Consider the following 16,055-nt stretch of genomic DNA (forward strand, 5'->3'; position numbering starts at 1 on the left):
TCTCATTGCATCCGTAACGGAATCCGCAAGAAGAAGGCGAAGATTCAACGGATTCACTTGCCTCAGGCAGTGGGTCTCAGCAACCATGAGCAGGTGCAGCCCACCTCCTCGAGCCGCTCCGCCGGCCCGCCCGTCGTCCTGGACGACATCGCGAAACGGATCATCGAGCAGCTCCAGAAGGACGGCCGACGTTCCTACGCGGCGATCGCGAAGGACGTCGGGCTCTCCGAAGCCGCCGTTCGCCAGCGGATCCAGCGCCTCCTCGAGGCCGGGGTCATGCAGATCGTCGCGGTGACCGACCCGTTGATGCTGGGGTTCCGGCGTCAGGCGATGGTCGGGGTCCGCGCCGAGGGTGACCTGCGTGAGGTGGCCGAGCGGCTCGGCAAGTTGGACGAGATCGATTACGTCGTGCTGACCGCCGGGTCGTACGACGTACTGCTCGAAGTGGTCGCCGAGGACGACGACCACCTGCTGCGCGTCGTCAATGAGCTGATCCGGCAGGTACCGGGTGTGCGGAGCACCGAGATCTTCATGTACCTGCGCCTGGTGAAGCAGACCTATTCCTGGGGGACCAGATGACCACCACCCCGATCGAGACCGCCGGGGCAGGCGGGAACGACAAACTCTCCCGAACCGCGTACGACCACTTGTGGATGCACTTCACCCGCATGTCGACGTACCGGGACGAGCCCGTCCCGACGATCGCTCGCGGCGACGGCATGTACATCTACGACACCAACGGCAAGAAGTACCTCGACGGGCTGGCCGGCCTGTTCGTGGTGCAGGCCGGCCACGGCCGCGTCGAGCTGGCCGAGGCGGCCTACAAGCAGGCGCAGGAGCTCGCGTTCTTCCCGCTCTGGGGGCACGCGCACCCGGCCGCGATCGAGCTGGCCGAGCGGCTGGCGCACTACGCGCCCGGCGACCTGAACCGGGTGTTCTTCACGACCGGCGGCGGCGAGGCCGTCGAGACCGCGTGGAAGGCCGCGAAGCAGTACTTCAAGCTGACCGGCAAGCCGTTAAAGCACAAGGTCATCAGCCGCTCGATCGCGTACCACGGCACCCCGCAGGGCGCGCTGTCGATCACCGGCATCCCGGACGCCAAGAAGTACTTCGAGCCGCTGGTACCGGGCGCGTTCAAGGCCCCGAACACGAACTTCTACCGCGCCCCCGAGCACGGTGACGACATCGAGGCGTTCGGGCGCTGGGCCGCCGACCAGATCGAGCAGGCCATCGTCATGGAGGGCCCCGACACCGTCGCCGCGGTGTTCGTCGAGCCCGTGCAGAACTCCGGCGGCTGTTTCCCGCCGCCGCCCGGGTACTTCCAGCGGCTGCGCGAGATCTGCGACCGCCACGACGTGCTGCTCGTCTCCGACGAGGTGATCTGCGCGTTCGGCCGGCTCGGGACGATGTTCGCCTGCGACAAGTTCGACTACGTGCCCGACATCATCACCTGCGCGAAGGGCATGACGTCCGGCTACTCGCCGATCGGCGCGGCGATCTTCTCCGACCGCCTGATGGAGCCGTTCCTCGAGGGCGCGAACTACTTCCCGCACGGCTACACGTTCGGCGGGCACCCGGTGTCGGCGCGCGTCGGCCTGGCCAACCTCGACCTGTTCGAGCGGGAGAACCTCAACGGCCACGTGCTGGCCAACGAGGACGCGTTCCGCGCGACCCTGGAGAAGCTCCACGACCTGCCGATCGTCGGTGACGTGCGCGGGAACGGGTACTTCTACGGCATCGAGATGGTCAAGGACAAGACCACCAAGGAAACGTTCGACGCCGACGAGAGCGAGCGGCTGCTGCGCGGGTTCCTGTCCAAGGCGCTCTTCGACGCCGGCCTGTACTGCCGGGCCGACGACCGGGGCGACCCGGTGATCCAGCTGTCGCCGCCGCTGATCGCCGACCAGTCGCACTTCGACGAGATGGAGCAGATCCTGCGCTCGGTTCTCACCGAGGCGTGGTCGCGGATCTAAGTTCTACAGCGTGTGGAAGAATGCGGCTCAACGAGGCCGGACGAGGAGGAAACCGTGGCCGAGGACGAGCCGGTAATCGCACCTGACCAGCTCAGGGAGGGGCACCCGAAGCTCTGGCGTGGGCTGGCGATCGCTTCGCTCATCTCGTTGCTGATCATGATCGTCGGCAACCACGAGGGACACGTCGAGGACCTGTTCCTGGCCGGTTTCGCGGTACTCATCGCGGTCGCGCTGGCCTGGGACGCCATCCAGCGGCGCTACGGCGTCAAGCGCTGAGTTCTCACGCACGAAAAAGCCCCCGGTCTCCCGGGGGCTTTTTCGTGCGAACGACTAGCCGACGCGGCGGCTGTAGAGGCCGCGGACCTGGCGCAGGGCCTCGTCCACGTCGTCCTCGAAGTACCCGCCCTGCACGAGGCCGAACTGGCCGGGCATCAGGTCGCTGTCGGAGACCTGGCCGCCGCTGCGGCCCTCCATCATCGCCTGGATGGCGTCGAACAAACGCTCGACCTGGCCCGGGTCGTACCCGGAGCCGAACCGACGCGGCCGGAAGCTCGACCGGAGCTCCGCGACGACGGCCTTGTCCTCGTTGGTGAACGGGGAGACGAGGCCGGGAACGGCGCCCATCTCCATCGTCATCTCCTTGCCGTACCGGCCCGCGTACTCCGGCTCGGCACCGCCCCGACCGGCCGGGAGCTCCCGGAAGCCGGACTCCTGACCGAACTGGCGACCACCCCGGGGCGGCGGCACCGACCCGGAGACCGGCACCCCGGACACCACCGGGTGCGGACCGGTGCCCTCGGGCTCCGGGTAGCCGCCCCGACCGGCGGTGCGGTACTCGCCGGTGTTGCCACCGCGGTACCCACCGGCGAACTCGCGCGCCGGCACGTCACCGTAGGACGGCTGCTCCTGGTACGGCTCCGGGTACCCGCCGCCGTTACGCGGACGCGGGCCACCGCCGCCGTAGGGACCACCGGAGTACGGCTGGTTCTCGGAGTAGGACGGGCCTTCGCGGTACGGCGCGCCCTCGGCGTACGAGGGGCCCTCGCGGTACCCGCCGGCCGACCCGTAGGGCGGGATCTCGGCGTAGGCCGTCTGGTCCATGTACTGCGACTGGTCGGCGTAGGGAGCCTGCTCCGCGTAGGACGGGCCCTCCTGGTACCGGCCGTTGCGGTCCGCGTAGGCGGCCTGGTCGGCGTATTGCGCGCCCTCCGCGTACGACGGCTGCTCGACGTACGGCGGCGCGTTGTCGTAGCGGTCGTTGCCGCCGCGGTAGCCACCGCCGTACGAGGGCTCCTCGCGGTACCGGTCGCCGCCGGGGCCGCCGCCGTAGGGCGCCTGCTCCGGGTACGGGGCGTTGTCGCGGTACCGGTCGTCGCCACGGTACGGGTCGTTCGGCTCGTTCCAGCCGCCGCCGCTGACCGGCGCGCCCCGGTACTCGTTGGGCTCACGCATCTGCGCGGCCTCACGCATCGGGCCGGGCTGGTGGATGGTCGGGGCCTCGCCGGGGGCGCCGCGGTAGCCACCGCCGTAGGACGGCTCCTCGCGGTAACCGCCACCGCCACCGCCGTAGACGCCCGGCTGCTCGCGGTAGTCGGGCTCGTCGCGGTACGGGGCCTGGCCACCGTAGGACGGCTCCTCACGGAAGCCAGGACGGCCGTAGGTGCCCGACGGCTCGTTGCGGAAACCGCCGCCGTAGGTGGCCGGCTCGGGCTGCATGCCCGGCGACCCCATCGCGCCGTACGACGGCACCTCTTCGCGGTCCTGGTAGGCCGAGGGACCGGCCTCCAGCGCGCGGAAGCCGTTGGAGCCGCGCGGCGGCAGGCCCGAGGCCAGCTCGTCGAGCTCCTTCTCGAGCCGGTCGAGGTGGAGGTCCACCTGCCACTCGTCGTAACCGCCGAAGCGCGTGCGGAACACCACGTCGCGGATGTCCGCGGCGGTCAGCGGGTCACCGATCGGCCGCCGCGCCAGCGTCGCCTCGGCCCGGTCGAGGAACTCGTCGACCTCGTCGACCTTGTAGCCCCGCTTCAGTGCCTTCCGGCGAAACCTGTCGCCCTGAGCCATTGTCCTCATACCTCCGCTGCCGCGAGCTGGCCGCATGCGCCGTCGATCTCTCGACCGCGTGTGTCCCGGACCGTCGTCGGGACGCCAGCGGCCCGCAACCGGTGCACGAACTCCCGCTCCACTGCCTTCGGGCTGGCGTCCCAATCACTGCCCGGAGTGGGGTTGAGCGGTATCAGGTTCACGTGCGCAAGCCTCCCGGCCAGCAGCCGACCCAGCAGGTCTGCTCGCCACGGCTGGTCGTTCACGTCCTTGATCATGGCGTACTCGATGGAAACGCGTCGCCCGGTTCGCTCGGCGTACTGCCATGCGGCCCCGAGCACCTCAGCGACCTTCCATCGGGAGTTCACCGGCACCAACGTGTCTCGTAGTTCGTCGTCAGGCGCGTGCAGGGACACCGCGAGAGTGGCGTTAATGCCCTCGGCTGTCAACCGGTTGATGGCAGGTACGAGACCAACGGTGGAAATGGTGACCGAACGTTGGGAGAGACCCAGTCCGTCCGGTGCAGCATCGGTGATCCGGCGGAACGACGAGAGCACCCGCTTGTAATTCGCGAGCGGCTCACCCATGCCCATGAAGACGACGTTGGACAACCGGTCCCCCGTCTTCGCCATCTCCCGCGCCGCAACCATCACCTGCTCGACGATCTCCGCGGTCGAGAGGTTCCGCTTGAGGCCGCCCTGTCCGGTGGCGCAGAACGGGCACGCCATTCCGCAGCCGGCCTGACTGGAGATGCAGACCGTCGCCCGGTCGGGGTAACGCATCAACACGCTCTCGACCAGAGAACCGTCGAACGTGCGCCAGAGCCATTTCCGGGTCTCGCCGTCGTCCGTGGTCACCGAGCGGACCGAGGTCAGCAGCGTCGGCAGGAACGCCTCGGCGAGCGCCTCACGGTCGGCGGCGGGCAGGTCGGTCATCGCGTCCGGATCGGTCGTCAGCCGCCCGAAGTAATGGGTCGAGAGCTGCTTGGCCCGGAAGGCGGGACGACCGAGGGCGGACACGGCTTCGCGGCGCTCCGCCGGGTCGAGATCCGCCAGATGGCGGGGCGGGGCGGTCCGGCGGGGCGCGTCAAGCACCAGAGGGAGTGTCGTCGTCATCGCTTGTTCATTGTCACACGCCGCAGCGGGCCTGCGGCCGGTCTCGGACAGAGGCGTCCGCCACGAAGACGTCTCTCACAGTGATATTCCACCGATTTACTGCCGTGGGTGATCGGACGAACACCTGACGTGATTTGTTCGCACCATTTCTCGACGTCAGGCCGGGGGTGCGAACGCCGTCAACAGGAGGTACGCCACTGGCGCCGCGAACAGCAACGAGTCCAGCCGGTCCATCAGTCCGCCGTGCCCGGGCAGCAGCGAACTCATGTCCTTGACCCCGAGATCACGTTTGATCATCGATTCGGTGAGATCCCCGAGCGTGGCCGCGACCGCGATCGCGAGGCCGTAGATCACGCCCTCCCACCACGCTCCGTTGTCGAAGCCCAGTTCCAGGAACGCCGCGCCCCCGATCGCGCACGCGATCAGCGAGCCGGCCATGCCCTCCCAGGACTTCTTCGGGCTCACCGTCGGGGCCATCGGATGCCGTCCGGCCAGCACGCCCGCCGCGTAGCCGCCGATGTCGCTGCAGGCCACGGTCGCGATGAACGCGATGATCCGCATCACGCCGTCGTCGGCGACCTCGAGCAGCACCGCGAAGCCGCCCAGGAACGGCACGTAGGTGGCCACCAGCACGGCCGCGGTGACGTCACGCTGGAAGCCGACCGGCCCGTCGGGGATGCGCCAGATCACCACCGCGACGACCGTCAGCAGCAACCCGAGCAGGAGCGCTTCGGGACCGCTGACGTACGTGATGGCGATCGTGCCGACGCCGCCGACCACCAGCGGGATCATCGGCGGGCGCGCCTCGACCGGCCGGATCGCCCGCACCAGTTCCCAGATTCCGACGCCCATCGCGGCCGCGATCACGGCGGCGAACGCGATCTTCGACGTGAACAGCGTCACCAGAACGAGCGCGGCGAGCCCGACCCCCACACCGATCGCCGCCGGCAGGTTGCGCCCGGCGCGACCGGCTCGGGCAGCGCTCGCCACTGCTGCCCCCAGCGGTGGCCCGACGACTTCTCCGGGTGCTTGCCCGGCGTCGCCAGAAGCGTTGTTCTCCACCGGCGGCGCGTCCTCACTCATGCCCGTGTCGGGCCCTCCCGGCGGGTGCGCCGGGAGGGCAGTTGTCGTTCAGACTTCGAGGAGCTCGGCTTCCTTGTGCTTCATCAGCTCGTCGACCTGGTGGACGTACTTGCCGGTGGTGTCGTCGAGTTCCTTCTCGGCGCGACGCACGTCGTCCTCGCCGGCCTCGCCGTCCTTGCCGATCTTGTCCAGCGCTTCCTTGGCCCGCCGCCGGATGTTGCGGATCGAGACCTTGGCGTCCTCACCCTTGGAGCGGGCGACCTTCACCAGGTCGCGCCGGCGCTCCTCGGTGAGCTGCGGGAAGATCACGCGGATGATCGAGCCGTCGTTGCTCGGGTTGACGCCGAGGTCGGAGTCGCGGATCGCGCGCTCGAGCGCGCCCAGCTGGGAGGCGTCGTAGGGCTTGATGACCGCCATCCGCGCCTCCGGGATCGTGATGGAGGCGAGCTGGGGCAGCGGCGTCATCGCGCCGTAGTAGTCGACGAAGATCTTGCCGAACATCGCCGGAGCCGCCCGGCCGGTGCGCACCGAGCCGAAGTCCTCCTTGGCGACCTCGACGGCTTTCTCCATCTTCTCTTCGGCTTCGAAGAGAGTTTCGTCGATCACTGGTGTCGCCTCCTGGGCTCGGTCTCTTGCCGGCGTGCAGATTATTTCAGTCCGTCGAAGCCGTGGTGACCGCCTCCGTGGTCACCAACGTTCCAATCCGGTCACCGCGCACCGCACGCGTGATGTTGCCGGGAACGAGCAGGTCGAAGACGACCAGCGGGAGATCGTTCTCCATGCAGAGACTAATCGCGGCGGCGTCGGCCACGCCGAGGCCGCGGGTGAGCACCTCGGTGTAGCTGATCCGGTCGAACCGGACGGCCGCCGGGTTCTTCTTCGGGTCGTCGTCGTAGACGCCGTCGACCTGGGTGGCCTTGAGCAGCACGTCCGCGCCGATCTCCAGCGCACGCTGCGCGGCGACGGTGTCGGTGGTGAAGTACGGCATGCCCGCGCCGGCGCCGAAGATCACGACGCGGCCCTTCTCCAGGTGACGCATCGCGCGCCGCGGGATGTACGGCTCGGCGACCTGCGCCATGTTGATGGCGGTCTGGACGCGGGTGTCGATGCCCTGCTTCTCCAGGAAGTCCTGCAGCGCGAGGCAGTTCATCACCGTGCCGAGCATGCCCATGTAGTCCGAGCGCGCCCGGTCCATGCCGCGCTGCTGCAACTCGGCGCCACGGAAGTAGTTGCCGCCACCGACGACGACCGCGACCTGCAGCCCCTGGCGGACGACGTCGGCGATCTGGACGGCGATCGCCTGGACGACATCGGGATCGACACCGAACTGGCGGCCGCCGCCGAACACCTCACCCGAGAGCTTGAGCATCACGCGTGACCACGGACGGTCGCGGCCGACCGGCTTCGTGTCAGGGACTGGTTGGGTCTGCAGTGTCATCGCTGGCCTCCTGGATGATCATGCGAAAGCCGCCGGTGGCGGGTATGCCACCGGCGGCTTTCGTGCGTCGTCTGGACACGCGAGCCGGCCCCGGTGGGCCGGCCTCGTCAGGCCTGTCCGACCTCGAACCGGACGAACCGGCTCACCGAGACACCGGCTCCGTCGAGCTGGGCCTTCACGGTCTTCTTGCTGTCCTGCACCGAGGACTGCTCGAGCAGCACGTTCTCCTTGAAGAAGCCGTTCACCCGGCCCTCGACGATCTTCGGGAGCGCCTGCTCCGGCTTGCCCTCTTCGCGGGCCGTGGCCTCGGCGATACGACGCTCGTTCTCGACGACGTCGCTGGGAACCTCGTCGCGGGTGACGTACTGCGGGCGCATCGCGGCGACCTGCATCGCGGCACCGCGGGCGACCTCGACGTCCCCACCGCTGAACTCGACGAGCACGCCGACCTGCGGCGGCAGCGACGGGTCCTTGCGGTGCATGTAGGTGGCGACCTGGCCGTCGAGCACCGCGACGCGGCGGAGCTCCAGCTTCTCGCCGATCTTGATCGAGGCGGCCTCGATGTTCTCGGCGACGGTCTTGCCGTCCTTGAGCTTCTCGGCGAGCAGCGCGTCCAGGTCGCTCACCTTCGCCGCGGCGGCGTGCGCCACGATGTCGGCGGCGAGAGTCTGGAACTCGTCGTTCTTGGCGACGAAGTCCGTCTCGGAGTTGAGCTCGATGATCGCGCCCTCGGCGGCGGCGATGAGGCCGTTCGCCGCGGTGCGCTCGCCACCGCGCTTGGCGGCCTTGGCCGCACCCTTGATGCGCAGCACCTCGACGGCCTTGTCGAAGTCGCCATCGGCCTCGGTGAGCGCCTTCTTGGCGTCCATCATGCCCGCGCCCGTCTGGTCGCGGAGCTTCTTCACGTCGGCGGCGGAAATGTTCGCCATTGTCCGTTCTCTCAGATCCGTAGTCTGTGGCCCGGCGTTGGGCCTGGGGTGTTCGCGGGCTCCGGCGGTTCCCCGCTGGGCGTCTTGACCGACGCGCGGCGTTCGGGGCGGTTCACCGACGGAACCGATGCGCGGGGGCCGGGCGGGTTGCCGTCCGGACCCGAGGCTCGGATCCGGGCGGGTAGCCGCCCGGATCCGCGCGTGATCAGGACTCGGTGCTGGCCGGAGCCGGCTCGGCGGCGACCGGGGCCTCAGCGGCCTCGGCGGCCGGAGCCTCGGCGGCCGCGGGCTCCTCGGTCTTCGACTCGAGCAGCTCGCGCTCCCACTCGGGCAGCGGCTCGTTCTCGGCCGGGGCGTCCGGCTTCGCGTCGGCCTTGCTGCCACCGGCGCGGGCGATCAGACCCTCGGCGACGGCGTCGGCGACGACCCGGGTGAGCAGAGCGGCGCTACGGATCGCGTCGTCGTTGCCCGGGATCTTGTAGTCGACCTCGTCCGGGTCGCAGTTGGTGTCGAGGATCGCGACGATCGGGATGTGCAGCTTGCGCGACTCGTCGACCGCGATGTGCTCCTTCTTGGTGTCGACGATCCACACCGCGGAAGGCACCTTCTGCATGTCGCGAAGACCGCCGAGCGTGCGCTCGAGCTTGTCCTTCTCGCGCTTGAGGACGAGGGCTTCCTTCTTCGTGAGCACGTTGTCGCCACCGGTCTGCTCGATGATCTCGAGCTCCTTGAGGCGCTGCAGGCGCTTGTACACGGTCTGGAAGTTCGTGAGCATGCCACCCAGCCAGCGCTGGTTGACGTACGGCATGCCGACCCGGCGGGCCTGCTCGGCGATGGCCTCCTGGGCCTGCTTCTTGGTGCCGATGAACAGGATCGTTCCGCCGTGCGCGACCGTCTGCTTGACGAACTCGTACGCGTTGTCGATGTACGTGAGCGTCTGCTGCAGGTCGATGATGTAGATGCCGTTGCGCTCCGTCAGGATGAAGCGCTTCATCTTCGGGTTCCAGCGTCGGGTCTGGTGCCCGAAGTGCACGCCGCTCTCGAGGAGCTGGCGCATTCCGACGACGGCCATGAGTGTGGCGCGTCCTTCCGTTTGTAGGCGGCGCACGTGTTCGGCGCACCGCGGTTTCCTCGGTTGTCGCTCCGGGGTGCTGCGCTGCGGCAGACCCGGCGCCCTGGTGCCCCACGGTCGATGGCCCCCAGCAGGGGACCGAGGAGACCGCCGCGCGTTCGTCACCTCCTCGCCGGAGCGGGAAGGCCGCCCTGCCGCCGGAGCGGAGGAGCAGGACGCGCAGTGGGCACGCGAAGTCGACCCGCTGATGCGGGTCGCCGCCCAGAAGTCTACGCGGAGTAGGGGCCGAACGCCGAACCCGGTCGTCGACGCGGGTCAGCGGGGGTGTCGTGGGGGTGGGTCCGGTTGCGAGCCGTGGGGGTGGCCGGCGCTCCGGGACCGGGTGTCCGAGGAGTGCTGGGCGGGTCAGCCGACGGCGATGGCCGCGCAGAGCAGAACGGCGATGCCGACGATCACGGAAAGCGCACCGGGCCGGGCCAGAAGAGCGGGCAGCGACTGGGTGCTCCCGGCGACACCCGACCGCGCACCCTTGAGCACACCGACAGCCAGCAGCACCAGCCCGACCACCCCGAGACCACCGCCGAGCGCACCCCCGGCATCCGGCACCTCCGCCAACGCCGAGCGCCAGCTCACCACCGCCGCCGGCACCGCGGTAGCCACCACCATCACCAGCACGAGCGCAGTACGCGCACCCGACCGCCACTGCGCAGGCGTCGGCCGCCGCCGCGGCGCCTTCTTCGCGGGGACGGAGCGGGAGGTCGAATCGACCGGCGCGGGCGCGGATCCACCCGGGTAGGGCCGCGCGGCAGCCACCTCGAGCGGCACCGGCCCCCCAGCACCGGAGATCTCACCCTGCGTGCCGCGGTCTCCTGCCTCCGGGAGGGCTGATTCGCTCATCTCGGACCCCACCTGCGTGTTCACGAGCTCCGAACCGGTCGAACCATCTCCGGGGGCGTCCTCCGCCCGCTCCACCGTCCGCCCGACCGCCCGCGCGGGCAGGAACCGCCGCACAGCCTCCCGAGACGGAAGCATCGCCACCAACCGCGCCCCGAACGAGGGCGTAGCTGCCGCCGAGTCCGACACCTCCGGCCCAGGCCCGAGCGGCCCGGGCGGCGACATCCGCTGCGTGTCGTCCCCCGACTTCACCCGAGCCCGCGTGCGAGCGACGAGCGCATCGAACGTCGGAACCGGCTCCGCGATCGTGATCGGATGCGGCACCGACCCGATCGGAAACGCCCCACCCGGTTCGTCGTCGGGGTCGGCCGCCTCACCCGCCTCGACCGGCCGAGAAGCCTCCAAGACGCGCCCGTCCTTGTCGACCAGCCCGAGCCGGACCAGGACCGACTCGGTCTCCGGCCAGTGCGAACGCCCCTCAACTCCACCCGAGGCCAGGTCGACTCCACCCGCAGTCACGTCGTCCGTCACTTCCTCTGCGCCGTCCATGCTCGAGCGCGCGCTATTTTCGGCCGAGGTCGCACCGTTCCCGTGCGAGGTCGCACCATTCCCGCCCGAGCGCGCACCGTTCCCGTCCGAGCGCGCACCGACCCCGTCCCAGGACGCACCCCGTCCGCTCGGGTCGACCTGAGGTTCCTCCAACTGGATCGGCGCCAACGAAACAGTTGTCGCTTCCCCGGCCTTCACTCCCCCGTCGGCGCTGGCGATCTCCCCGACCGACTTTCCGGCCCCATCCGTCGGAGCACTGGACCGCGCACCCGCCGCAGCCTTCGAGGACGCGTCCACAGAAGCCGCATCACCCGAAGCAGCGTCCCTGGGGGCAATGCTTCGCGGCGCAACGCTGGCCGGGGCCGTATTCGCCGGCGCAACATTCGCCGAGGTCCCTATCGCCGGGGCAGCACTCACTGGGGCAGCGTCCGAGCCGACCCGCGATGCATCCGCCGAAGCCACAGGCCCGGCACCTCCCACCGCCGACCCACCCTCAACGGCCGCCGAGCCACTCCCCGCTAGCGCCCCCTCCCCAGCCGATGCCCCCGAGACCGCGCTAGCCGCCGCAGAGCTCACCTCGGTAGAGACGTCCCCAGCCCGCGCGCCCTCGCCGACCGCCGCAGACGCAGCAGGACTACCAGGCGCGCCACCAGCCGCCTTGGCCTTCGCCGCAATGGCCTTGGGCACCGCCAGCGTCCGATAAGCCTGAATCAACTCCAACGCAGCCGGATGCTGAACCCCACCACCCGACGCGCCATCCGTCCCCGACCCACCCTCGGCCTCTCCACCGACCGAGCCGCCCACCGTCGAGGCCCCTCGACTGCCCGAGCCACCCCGACCCTCGGAGCCACCCCGACCCTCCGAGCCACCAGGTCGCGCCGAGCCCTCGGGAAGCTCCGAGCCCTCGGGAAGCTCCGAGCCCTCAGGAAGCTCCGAACCATCAAGCCGCTCCGAGCCGACCCGCGACTCCGACAAGCGCTCACCCGGAGCACCCGACGCATCCACCGATCCCCGCTCACCAGCGGAGGCCGCTAGACGGCGCTCACCCGAGACCGAACCCGTATCCGCCGAGCCACGCTCACCAGAAGCTGCCCCCGCACCCGACGAACGACGCCTACCCGGGACACCCGGCTCATCCGATGAACCACCAGCACCAGCGGCCCCGGCAGAAGCCCCCGACAACGAACTCCGAGCCGCTCGCGGCCTCCGCGCCGGAGGAACCGCAGGCGCCTCCTTCGAGGCCTCCGCCTCAGCAGCCCCAGCCCCACCCCGAGACCGCCCCGGCGCCGCCTTCCGCACGGCCTTCCGAGGCTCCGCCGACGCCGTACTCACACTCCGCCGCGCAGGCCGAGCCGCCGCAGCCGAAGCCCGCGCCCCACGCCCCGCCGCTTTCCCGTCCCCACCCTCACCGCGCGGGGCCACCCCATCTGACCCCTCGGAAGCCCGAGCGGCACTCTCAGCGCCAATTCCCGAAGCCCCCGGCGCGTCACCCCGGTCCCCCGGCCCGGGCACCCGGGAAGACCCCCGATCCGACTCGTCCGCCAACGACGGGTTCTCGACCATCGGAGCTCCTCCCGCTGCGACGCGACCCGCGATTCGCGCCTTAGCAGACGTTACCGAGGTGACAGCCACAACCCGATGACCGACCCGGCGTCCCCGAAAAGCCCCACCACCAACCAGCCATACGGTTCGTCCGATTAACACCTTTCATGATGGCCGATTCCTGCTTTAGGAGGACCTTAAGTCAAGATATGGTGGGCCAAAAACCCCGCCCGATGTGCTGAACAGGAAAGACAGCGCCTATGGTCTGGGGTCATGACCCCTGCCGGCAACGCTGGTTCCGAACTCACGTCGCACAGTGAGGCTTCCCGCTCGCAGGAGACCCGTCGCGGCATCGCACGCATGCGCGGCTTCGGCACCACGATCTTCACCGAAATGACGTCGCTCGCCGTCCGCACCGGCGCGATCAACCTCGGCCAGGGCTTCCCCGACACCGACGGCCCCGGAGCGATGCTGCGCGCCGCCGTCAAGGCGATCCAGTCCGGGCAGAACCAGTACGCGCCGGGCTCCGGAACCCCCGACCTGCGCAGCGCGATCGCCCGCCACCAGGGCGACTGGTACGGCCTCGACTACAACCCCGACACCGAAGTGCTGGTCACCGCCGGTGCCACCGAGGCGATCGCCGCCACCCTGCTCGGCCTCTGCGAGCCCGGCGACGAGGTGCTCTGCGTCGAGCCGTACTACGACTCCTACGCCGCCGTCATCGCGCTCGCCGGCGCCGTCCGCCGCCCGGTGACCCTCCGCCCGCCGGACTACCGCCTCGACACCGCCGCGCTCGCCGCCTCGATCACGCCGCGCACCCGCGTCATCCTGATCAACTCGCCGCACAACCCCACCGGCGCGGTGTTCGACCGCGAGGAGCTCACCGAGGTCGCACGCCTCTGCGTGGAGCACGACCTGATCGCGGTCACCGACGAGGTCTACGAGCACATCGTCTTTCACGGTGAGCACGTCCCCCTGGCCACGCTGCCGGGCATGCGCGACCGCACCGTGACGATCTCGTCCGCCGGCAAGACGTTCAGCGCCACCGGCTGGAAGGTCGGCTGGATCTGCGCATCACCCGATCTGGTCGCCGCCGTCGCCCGGGTGAAGCAGTTCCTCACCTTCACCAACGCCGCCCCGTTCCAACCTGCCGTCGCCACCGCGCTCTCCCTCCCCCGCGACTACTTCTCGGCCCTCGCCGCCGACCTGCGCGCCAAGCGGGACCTACTCTGCCAGGGTCTGGTGGCCGCCGGTTTCGATGTCCACATCCCTGCCGGCACCTACTTCGTCACCGCCGACGCGGCTCCGCTGGGCGGCGTCGACGGCATCGCGTTCTGCCGCGCGCTCCCCGAACGGGCCGGTGTGGTGGCCGTTCCGGTCGGCGTCTTCTACGACCAAGAGGCCCACGACGTGGTCCCCGGCGCGTCCCTGGTGCGCTTCGCGTTCTGCAAGCAGGACGACGTCCTCCACGAGGCCGTCCGCCGCCTCGAGCGGCTCCGCGACGGCGGCCCGGTCGTCGAACCGGCTCCGCGACGCATGCCCGGCACCGCCGAACAGCCCGGCGCCTGGGCGCGCTGACCGGGTTTTCCACAGGCTGCCGACGGCAGCTGGCGAGGGCGGGCGAAAGCGACCACCCTCGCCTTCATGCCTTATCAGATCGACGCCGACCCAGCCGGCCGCCGCCCGCATGATGTCCTCCCCGTGGCATCCCTGCTCGCGTGCCTGCTCCTAGCCGCCACCTTGATCGCCCCCACGTCCACGCGGCCCCTCACACCCACCAGCGCGATATCCGCACGAGCCGCCCCCCAGCACCATCCACCAACTGCCCACCAGCCGTCACGAGCCGCACCCACCCTCCTCTCGGCGGCAGCGAGAGCAGCGGCACCCGAGCACCGCCAGGCCGCACTGGCGGCCGCACCTGACACCGAGGTCAGTTGGCGCTGGCCCCTGGACGGACCGGTGCGGGTCGTCCGCCGATTCGACCCTCCAGCCGGCCCGTACGCAGCTGGCCACCGCGGCGTGGACCTGGCCGCGAACCCCGGAGCCCTGGTGCGCGCCGCCGGTCCGGGCGTGGTCCGTTTCGCAGGCCCAGTGGGCGGCCGGGGTGTCGTAAGCATCACGCACGACGCCGGCCACCGCACGACCTACGAGCCGGTACGCGCCTCCGTCCACCCAGGCGATCGAGTGGCCCCCGGAGCTCCCCTAGGGCGACTGGACGGAACCCACCTGGCCTGCCCCGCCGAGTCATGCCTGCACTGGGGCCTGATCCTCGCCGACCAGTACGTCGATCCCCTGACCCTCCTCCGCCCCACCGCCGTACGCCTCTACCCCGACCCCTGACCGACCGCCGCGCATCGGCATGACGCTCCCGCGCCGGGCGGAACGCGATGCCAGGTCGAACGGGGTGTCAGCCCGTGATGATCTGGTCAGTGCTCAGCGGGGCGTAGCGGGCCTGGGAGCCGGTGCTGTAGGCCCAGTACCGCTCGCCGAACGACCAGTGCCACCACTCGGTCGGGTAGTTCACCAGCCCGGCGCGGGTCAAGGCGTCCACGAGTAGGCGTCGGTTCGCCGCCGCCTCGGCCGGGATGTCGGGCGCACCCGTGTAGCAGCGGTTCGCACTGGCGACCGGACTCGCGTTCACCTCGGTACCCATGTCGAGCTCGACACCGTCGTCCGAACACAGCGTCAGGTCGATCGCCCCGCCGGTGCAGTGCGGAGCCACCTCGGGCGGCGAGATGAAGCGCGACGCCTCGCGCCGGAGCAACTCGGCCGTCCAGTCGGGGTGACGCCCACGCAGAACGTCGACGTAGGCCATGAACTGCTGCAGCTGCACCGCAGGCGGCCGATACCCCTCCACGAGCAACAGGCGCACACCGTTCGGCAGGCCCTCCTCGGCGCGCAGCAGGCGCTCGTACAGCCCGGAGCGGACAAAATGCAGAAGCGGGTTGTACCGCGCCTCGCGCCGGTCGACACGAAGCCCGGCAGCGTCGACCGCGGGTTCGCCGCACTCGGAGGTCTCGACCGCCGCGATCACCGGGTCGCTCAGCAGCACGAAGTCACTGGTCACGCCCCCACACTAATCCGACCCTCGCAGCCCTCACCGCACGAGGGCCAGGCCCCGCGCACATCCACCCGACCCATAGCCAACCCCGCCTCGCAGCCAACTCTTTTTCAGCCCGGTCGGTCTCACAGCTCAGGGCCTGACCCCACAGCACAGGCCAACCCGCCCAACACGCCAGCCACAGAGGCAGCCCGCCTCAAAATCCAGCCACCGCATAGCCCAGTCCGGTCACCGGCCAACCCCGCCCCTCGAACCGCCCCCTCGCCGGGCAAGCCACCACGGAGGTCGACTGCCTCGTGCCCGGCCGAGCCGGAAGAGCTAGCTGCCTCCCGGACACGCCACAAAGGCCAGGGCGGCAC

14 protein-coding genes are annotated in these 16,055 nt (G+C 70.1%); 5 read left to right on the forward strand and 9 right to left on the reverse strand.

Going from position 1 to position 16,055, the window contains the following annotated elements; translation table 11 throughout:
• Positions 1-93: 93 nt before the first annotated feature.
• Genes ABD437_RS39275 through ABD437_RS39285 form a run of 3 tightly spaced genes read left to right on the forward strand, consistent with a single transcriptional unit; the run spans position 94 to position 2,249 of the window.
• The gene (locus ABD437_RS39275; RefSeq protein ID WP_344654076.1) at positions 94-579 is read left to right on the forward strand and encodes an Lrp/AsnC family transcriptional regulator; all 486 of its coding nucleotides are present in this window, start codon (positions 94-96) and stop codon (positions 577-579) included.
• Entirely contained in the window at positions 576-1,973 is a 1,398-nt protein-coding gene (locus ABD437_RS39280) for an aspartate aminotransferase family protein (protein WP_344654077.1), read from the forward strand. The genes ABD437_RS39275 and ABD437_RS39280 overlap by 4 nt, the downstream gene beginning before the upstream one ends.
• 54 nt (positions 1,974-2,027) lie before the next feature.
• A complete protein-coding gene (locus tag ABD437_RS39285; RefSeq protein ID WP_344654078.1) occupies positions 2,028-2,249 on the forward strand; it encodes a DUF2631 domain-containing protein in 222 nt (73 codons plus the stop codon).
• 54 nt (positions 2,250-2,303) lie between these two features.
• Here the strand turns inward: ABD437_RS39285 and ABD437_RS39290 are convergent, their stop codons facing one another.
• The 8 genes from ABD437_RS39290 to ABD437_RS39325 form a co-directional block, all read right to left on the reverse strand.
• Positions 2,304-4,034: a DivIVA domain-containing protein gene (locus tag ABD437_RS39290; protein WP_344654079.1), complete on the reverse strand. Its 1,731-nt coding sequence runs from the start codon at positions 4,032-4,034 to the stop codon at positions 2,304-2,306.
• A 5-nt stretch (positions 4,035-4,039) separates the two neighbouring features.
• Positions 4,040-5,128 (reverse strand): dual-specificity RNA methyltransferase RlmN, encoded by a 1,089-nt coding sequence (gene rlmN, locus ABD437_RS39295; RefSeq protein WP_344654080.1) that lies wholly within the window; start codon positions 5,126-5,128, stop codon positions 4,040-4,042.
• Between the two features lie 156 nt (positions 5,129-5,284).
• Positions 5,285-6,211: a phosphatidate cytidylyltransferase gene (locus ABD437_RS39300; RefSeq protein ID WP_425558350.1), complete on the reverse strand. Its 927-nt coding sequence runs from the start codon at positions 6,209-6,211 to the stop codon at positions 5,285-5,287.
• Positions 6,212-6,259: 48 nt separating this feature from the next.
• On the reverse strand, positions 6,260-6,817 hold the full coding sequence (gene frr, locus ABD437_RS39305; protein ID WP_344654081.1) for a ribosome recycling factor: 558 nt from the start codon (positions 6,815-6,817) through the stop codon (positions 6,260-6,262).
• A gap of 46 nt (positions 6,818-6,863) precedes the next feature.
• Positions 6,864-7,649, reverse strand: coding sequence for a UMP kinase (gene pyrH / locus ABD437_RS39310; RefSeq protein ID WP_344654082.1), 786 nt, complete (start codon positions 7,647-7,649; stop codon positions 6,864-6,866).
• A gap of 107 nt (positions 7,650-7,756) precedes the next feature.
• The gene (gene tsf / locus ABD437_RS39315) at positions 7,757-8,578 is read right to left on the reverse strand and encodes a translation elongation factor Ts (protein ID WP_344654083.1); all 822 of its coding nucleotides are present in this window, start codon (positions 8,576-8,578) and stop codon (positions 7,757-7,759) included.
• A gap of 205 nt (positions 8,579-8,783) precedes the next feature.
• Positions 8,784-9,650: a 30S ribosomal protein S2 gene (rpsB, locus tag ABD437_RS39320; RefSeq protein ID WP_344654084.1), complete on the reverse strand. Its 867-nt coding sequence runs from the start codon at positions 9,648-9,650 to the stop codon at positions 8,784-8,786.
• Positions 9,651-10,055: 405 nt separating this feature from the next.
• Positions 10,056-11,063 (reverse strand): hypothetical protein, encoded by a 1,008-nt coding sequence (locus tag ABD437_RS39325; protein ID WP_344654085.1) that lies wholly within the window; start codon positions 11,061-11,063, stop codon positions 10,056-10,058.
• Positions 11,064-12,995: 1,932 nt separating this feature from the next.
• Between ABD437_RS39325 and ABD437_RS39330 the strand changes: the two genes are divergently transcribed.
• Together ABD437_RS39330 and ABD437_RS39335 are read left to right on the forward strand one after the other, a co-directional pair.
• On the forward strand, positions 12,996-14,213 hold the full coding sequence (locus tag ABD437_RS39330; protein WP_344654208.1) for a pyridoxal phosphate-dependent aminotransferase: 1,218 nt from the start codon (positions 12,996-12,998) through the stop codon (positions 14,211-14,213).
• A gap of 66 nt (positions 14,214-14,279) precedes the next feature.
• Entirely contained in the window at positions 14,280-14,975 is a 696-nt protein-coding gene (locus ABD437_RS39335) for a murein hydrolase activator EnvC family protein (RefSeq protein ID WP_344654086.1), read from the forward strand.
• A gap of 67 nt (positions 14,976-15,042) precedes the next feature.
• On the opposite strand, the gene ABD437_RS39340 is transcribed toward ABD437_RS39335, so the two are convergent.
• Positions 15,043-15,702 carry a M15 family metallopeptidase gene (locus ABD437_RS39340; RefSeq protein ID WP_344654087.1) on the reverse strand — a complete coding sequence of 220 codons (660 nt, stop codon included), beginning with the start codon at positions 15,700-15,702 and terminating at the stop codon, positions 15,043-15,045.
• Positions 15,703-16,055 lie beyond the last annotated feature (353 nt).

Source organism: Cryptosporangium japonicum (assembly GCF_039524755.1).
Taxonomy (GTDB): domain Bacteria; phylum Actinomycetota; class Actinomycetes; order Mycobacteriales; family Cryptosporangiaceae; genus Cryptosporangium; species Cryptosporangium japonicum.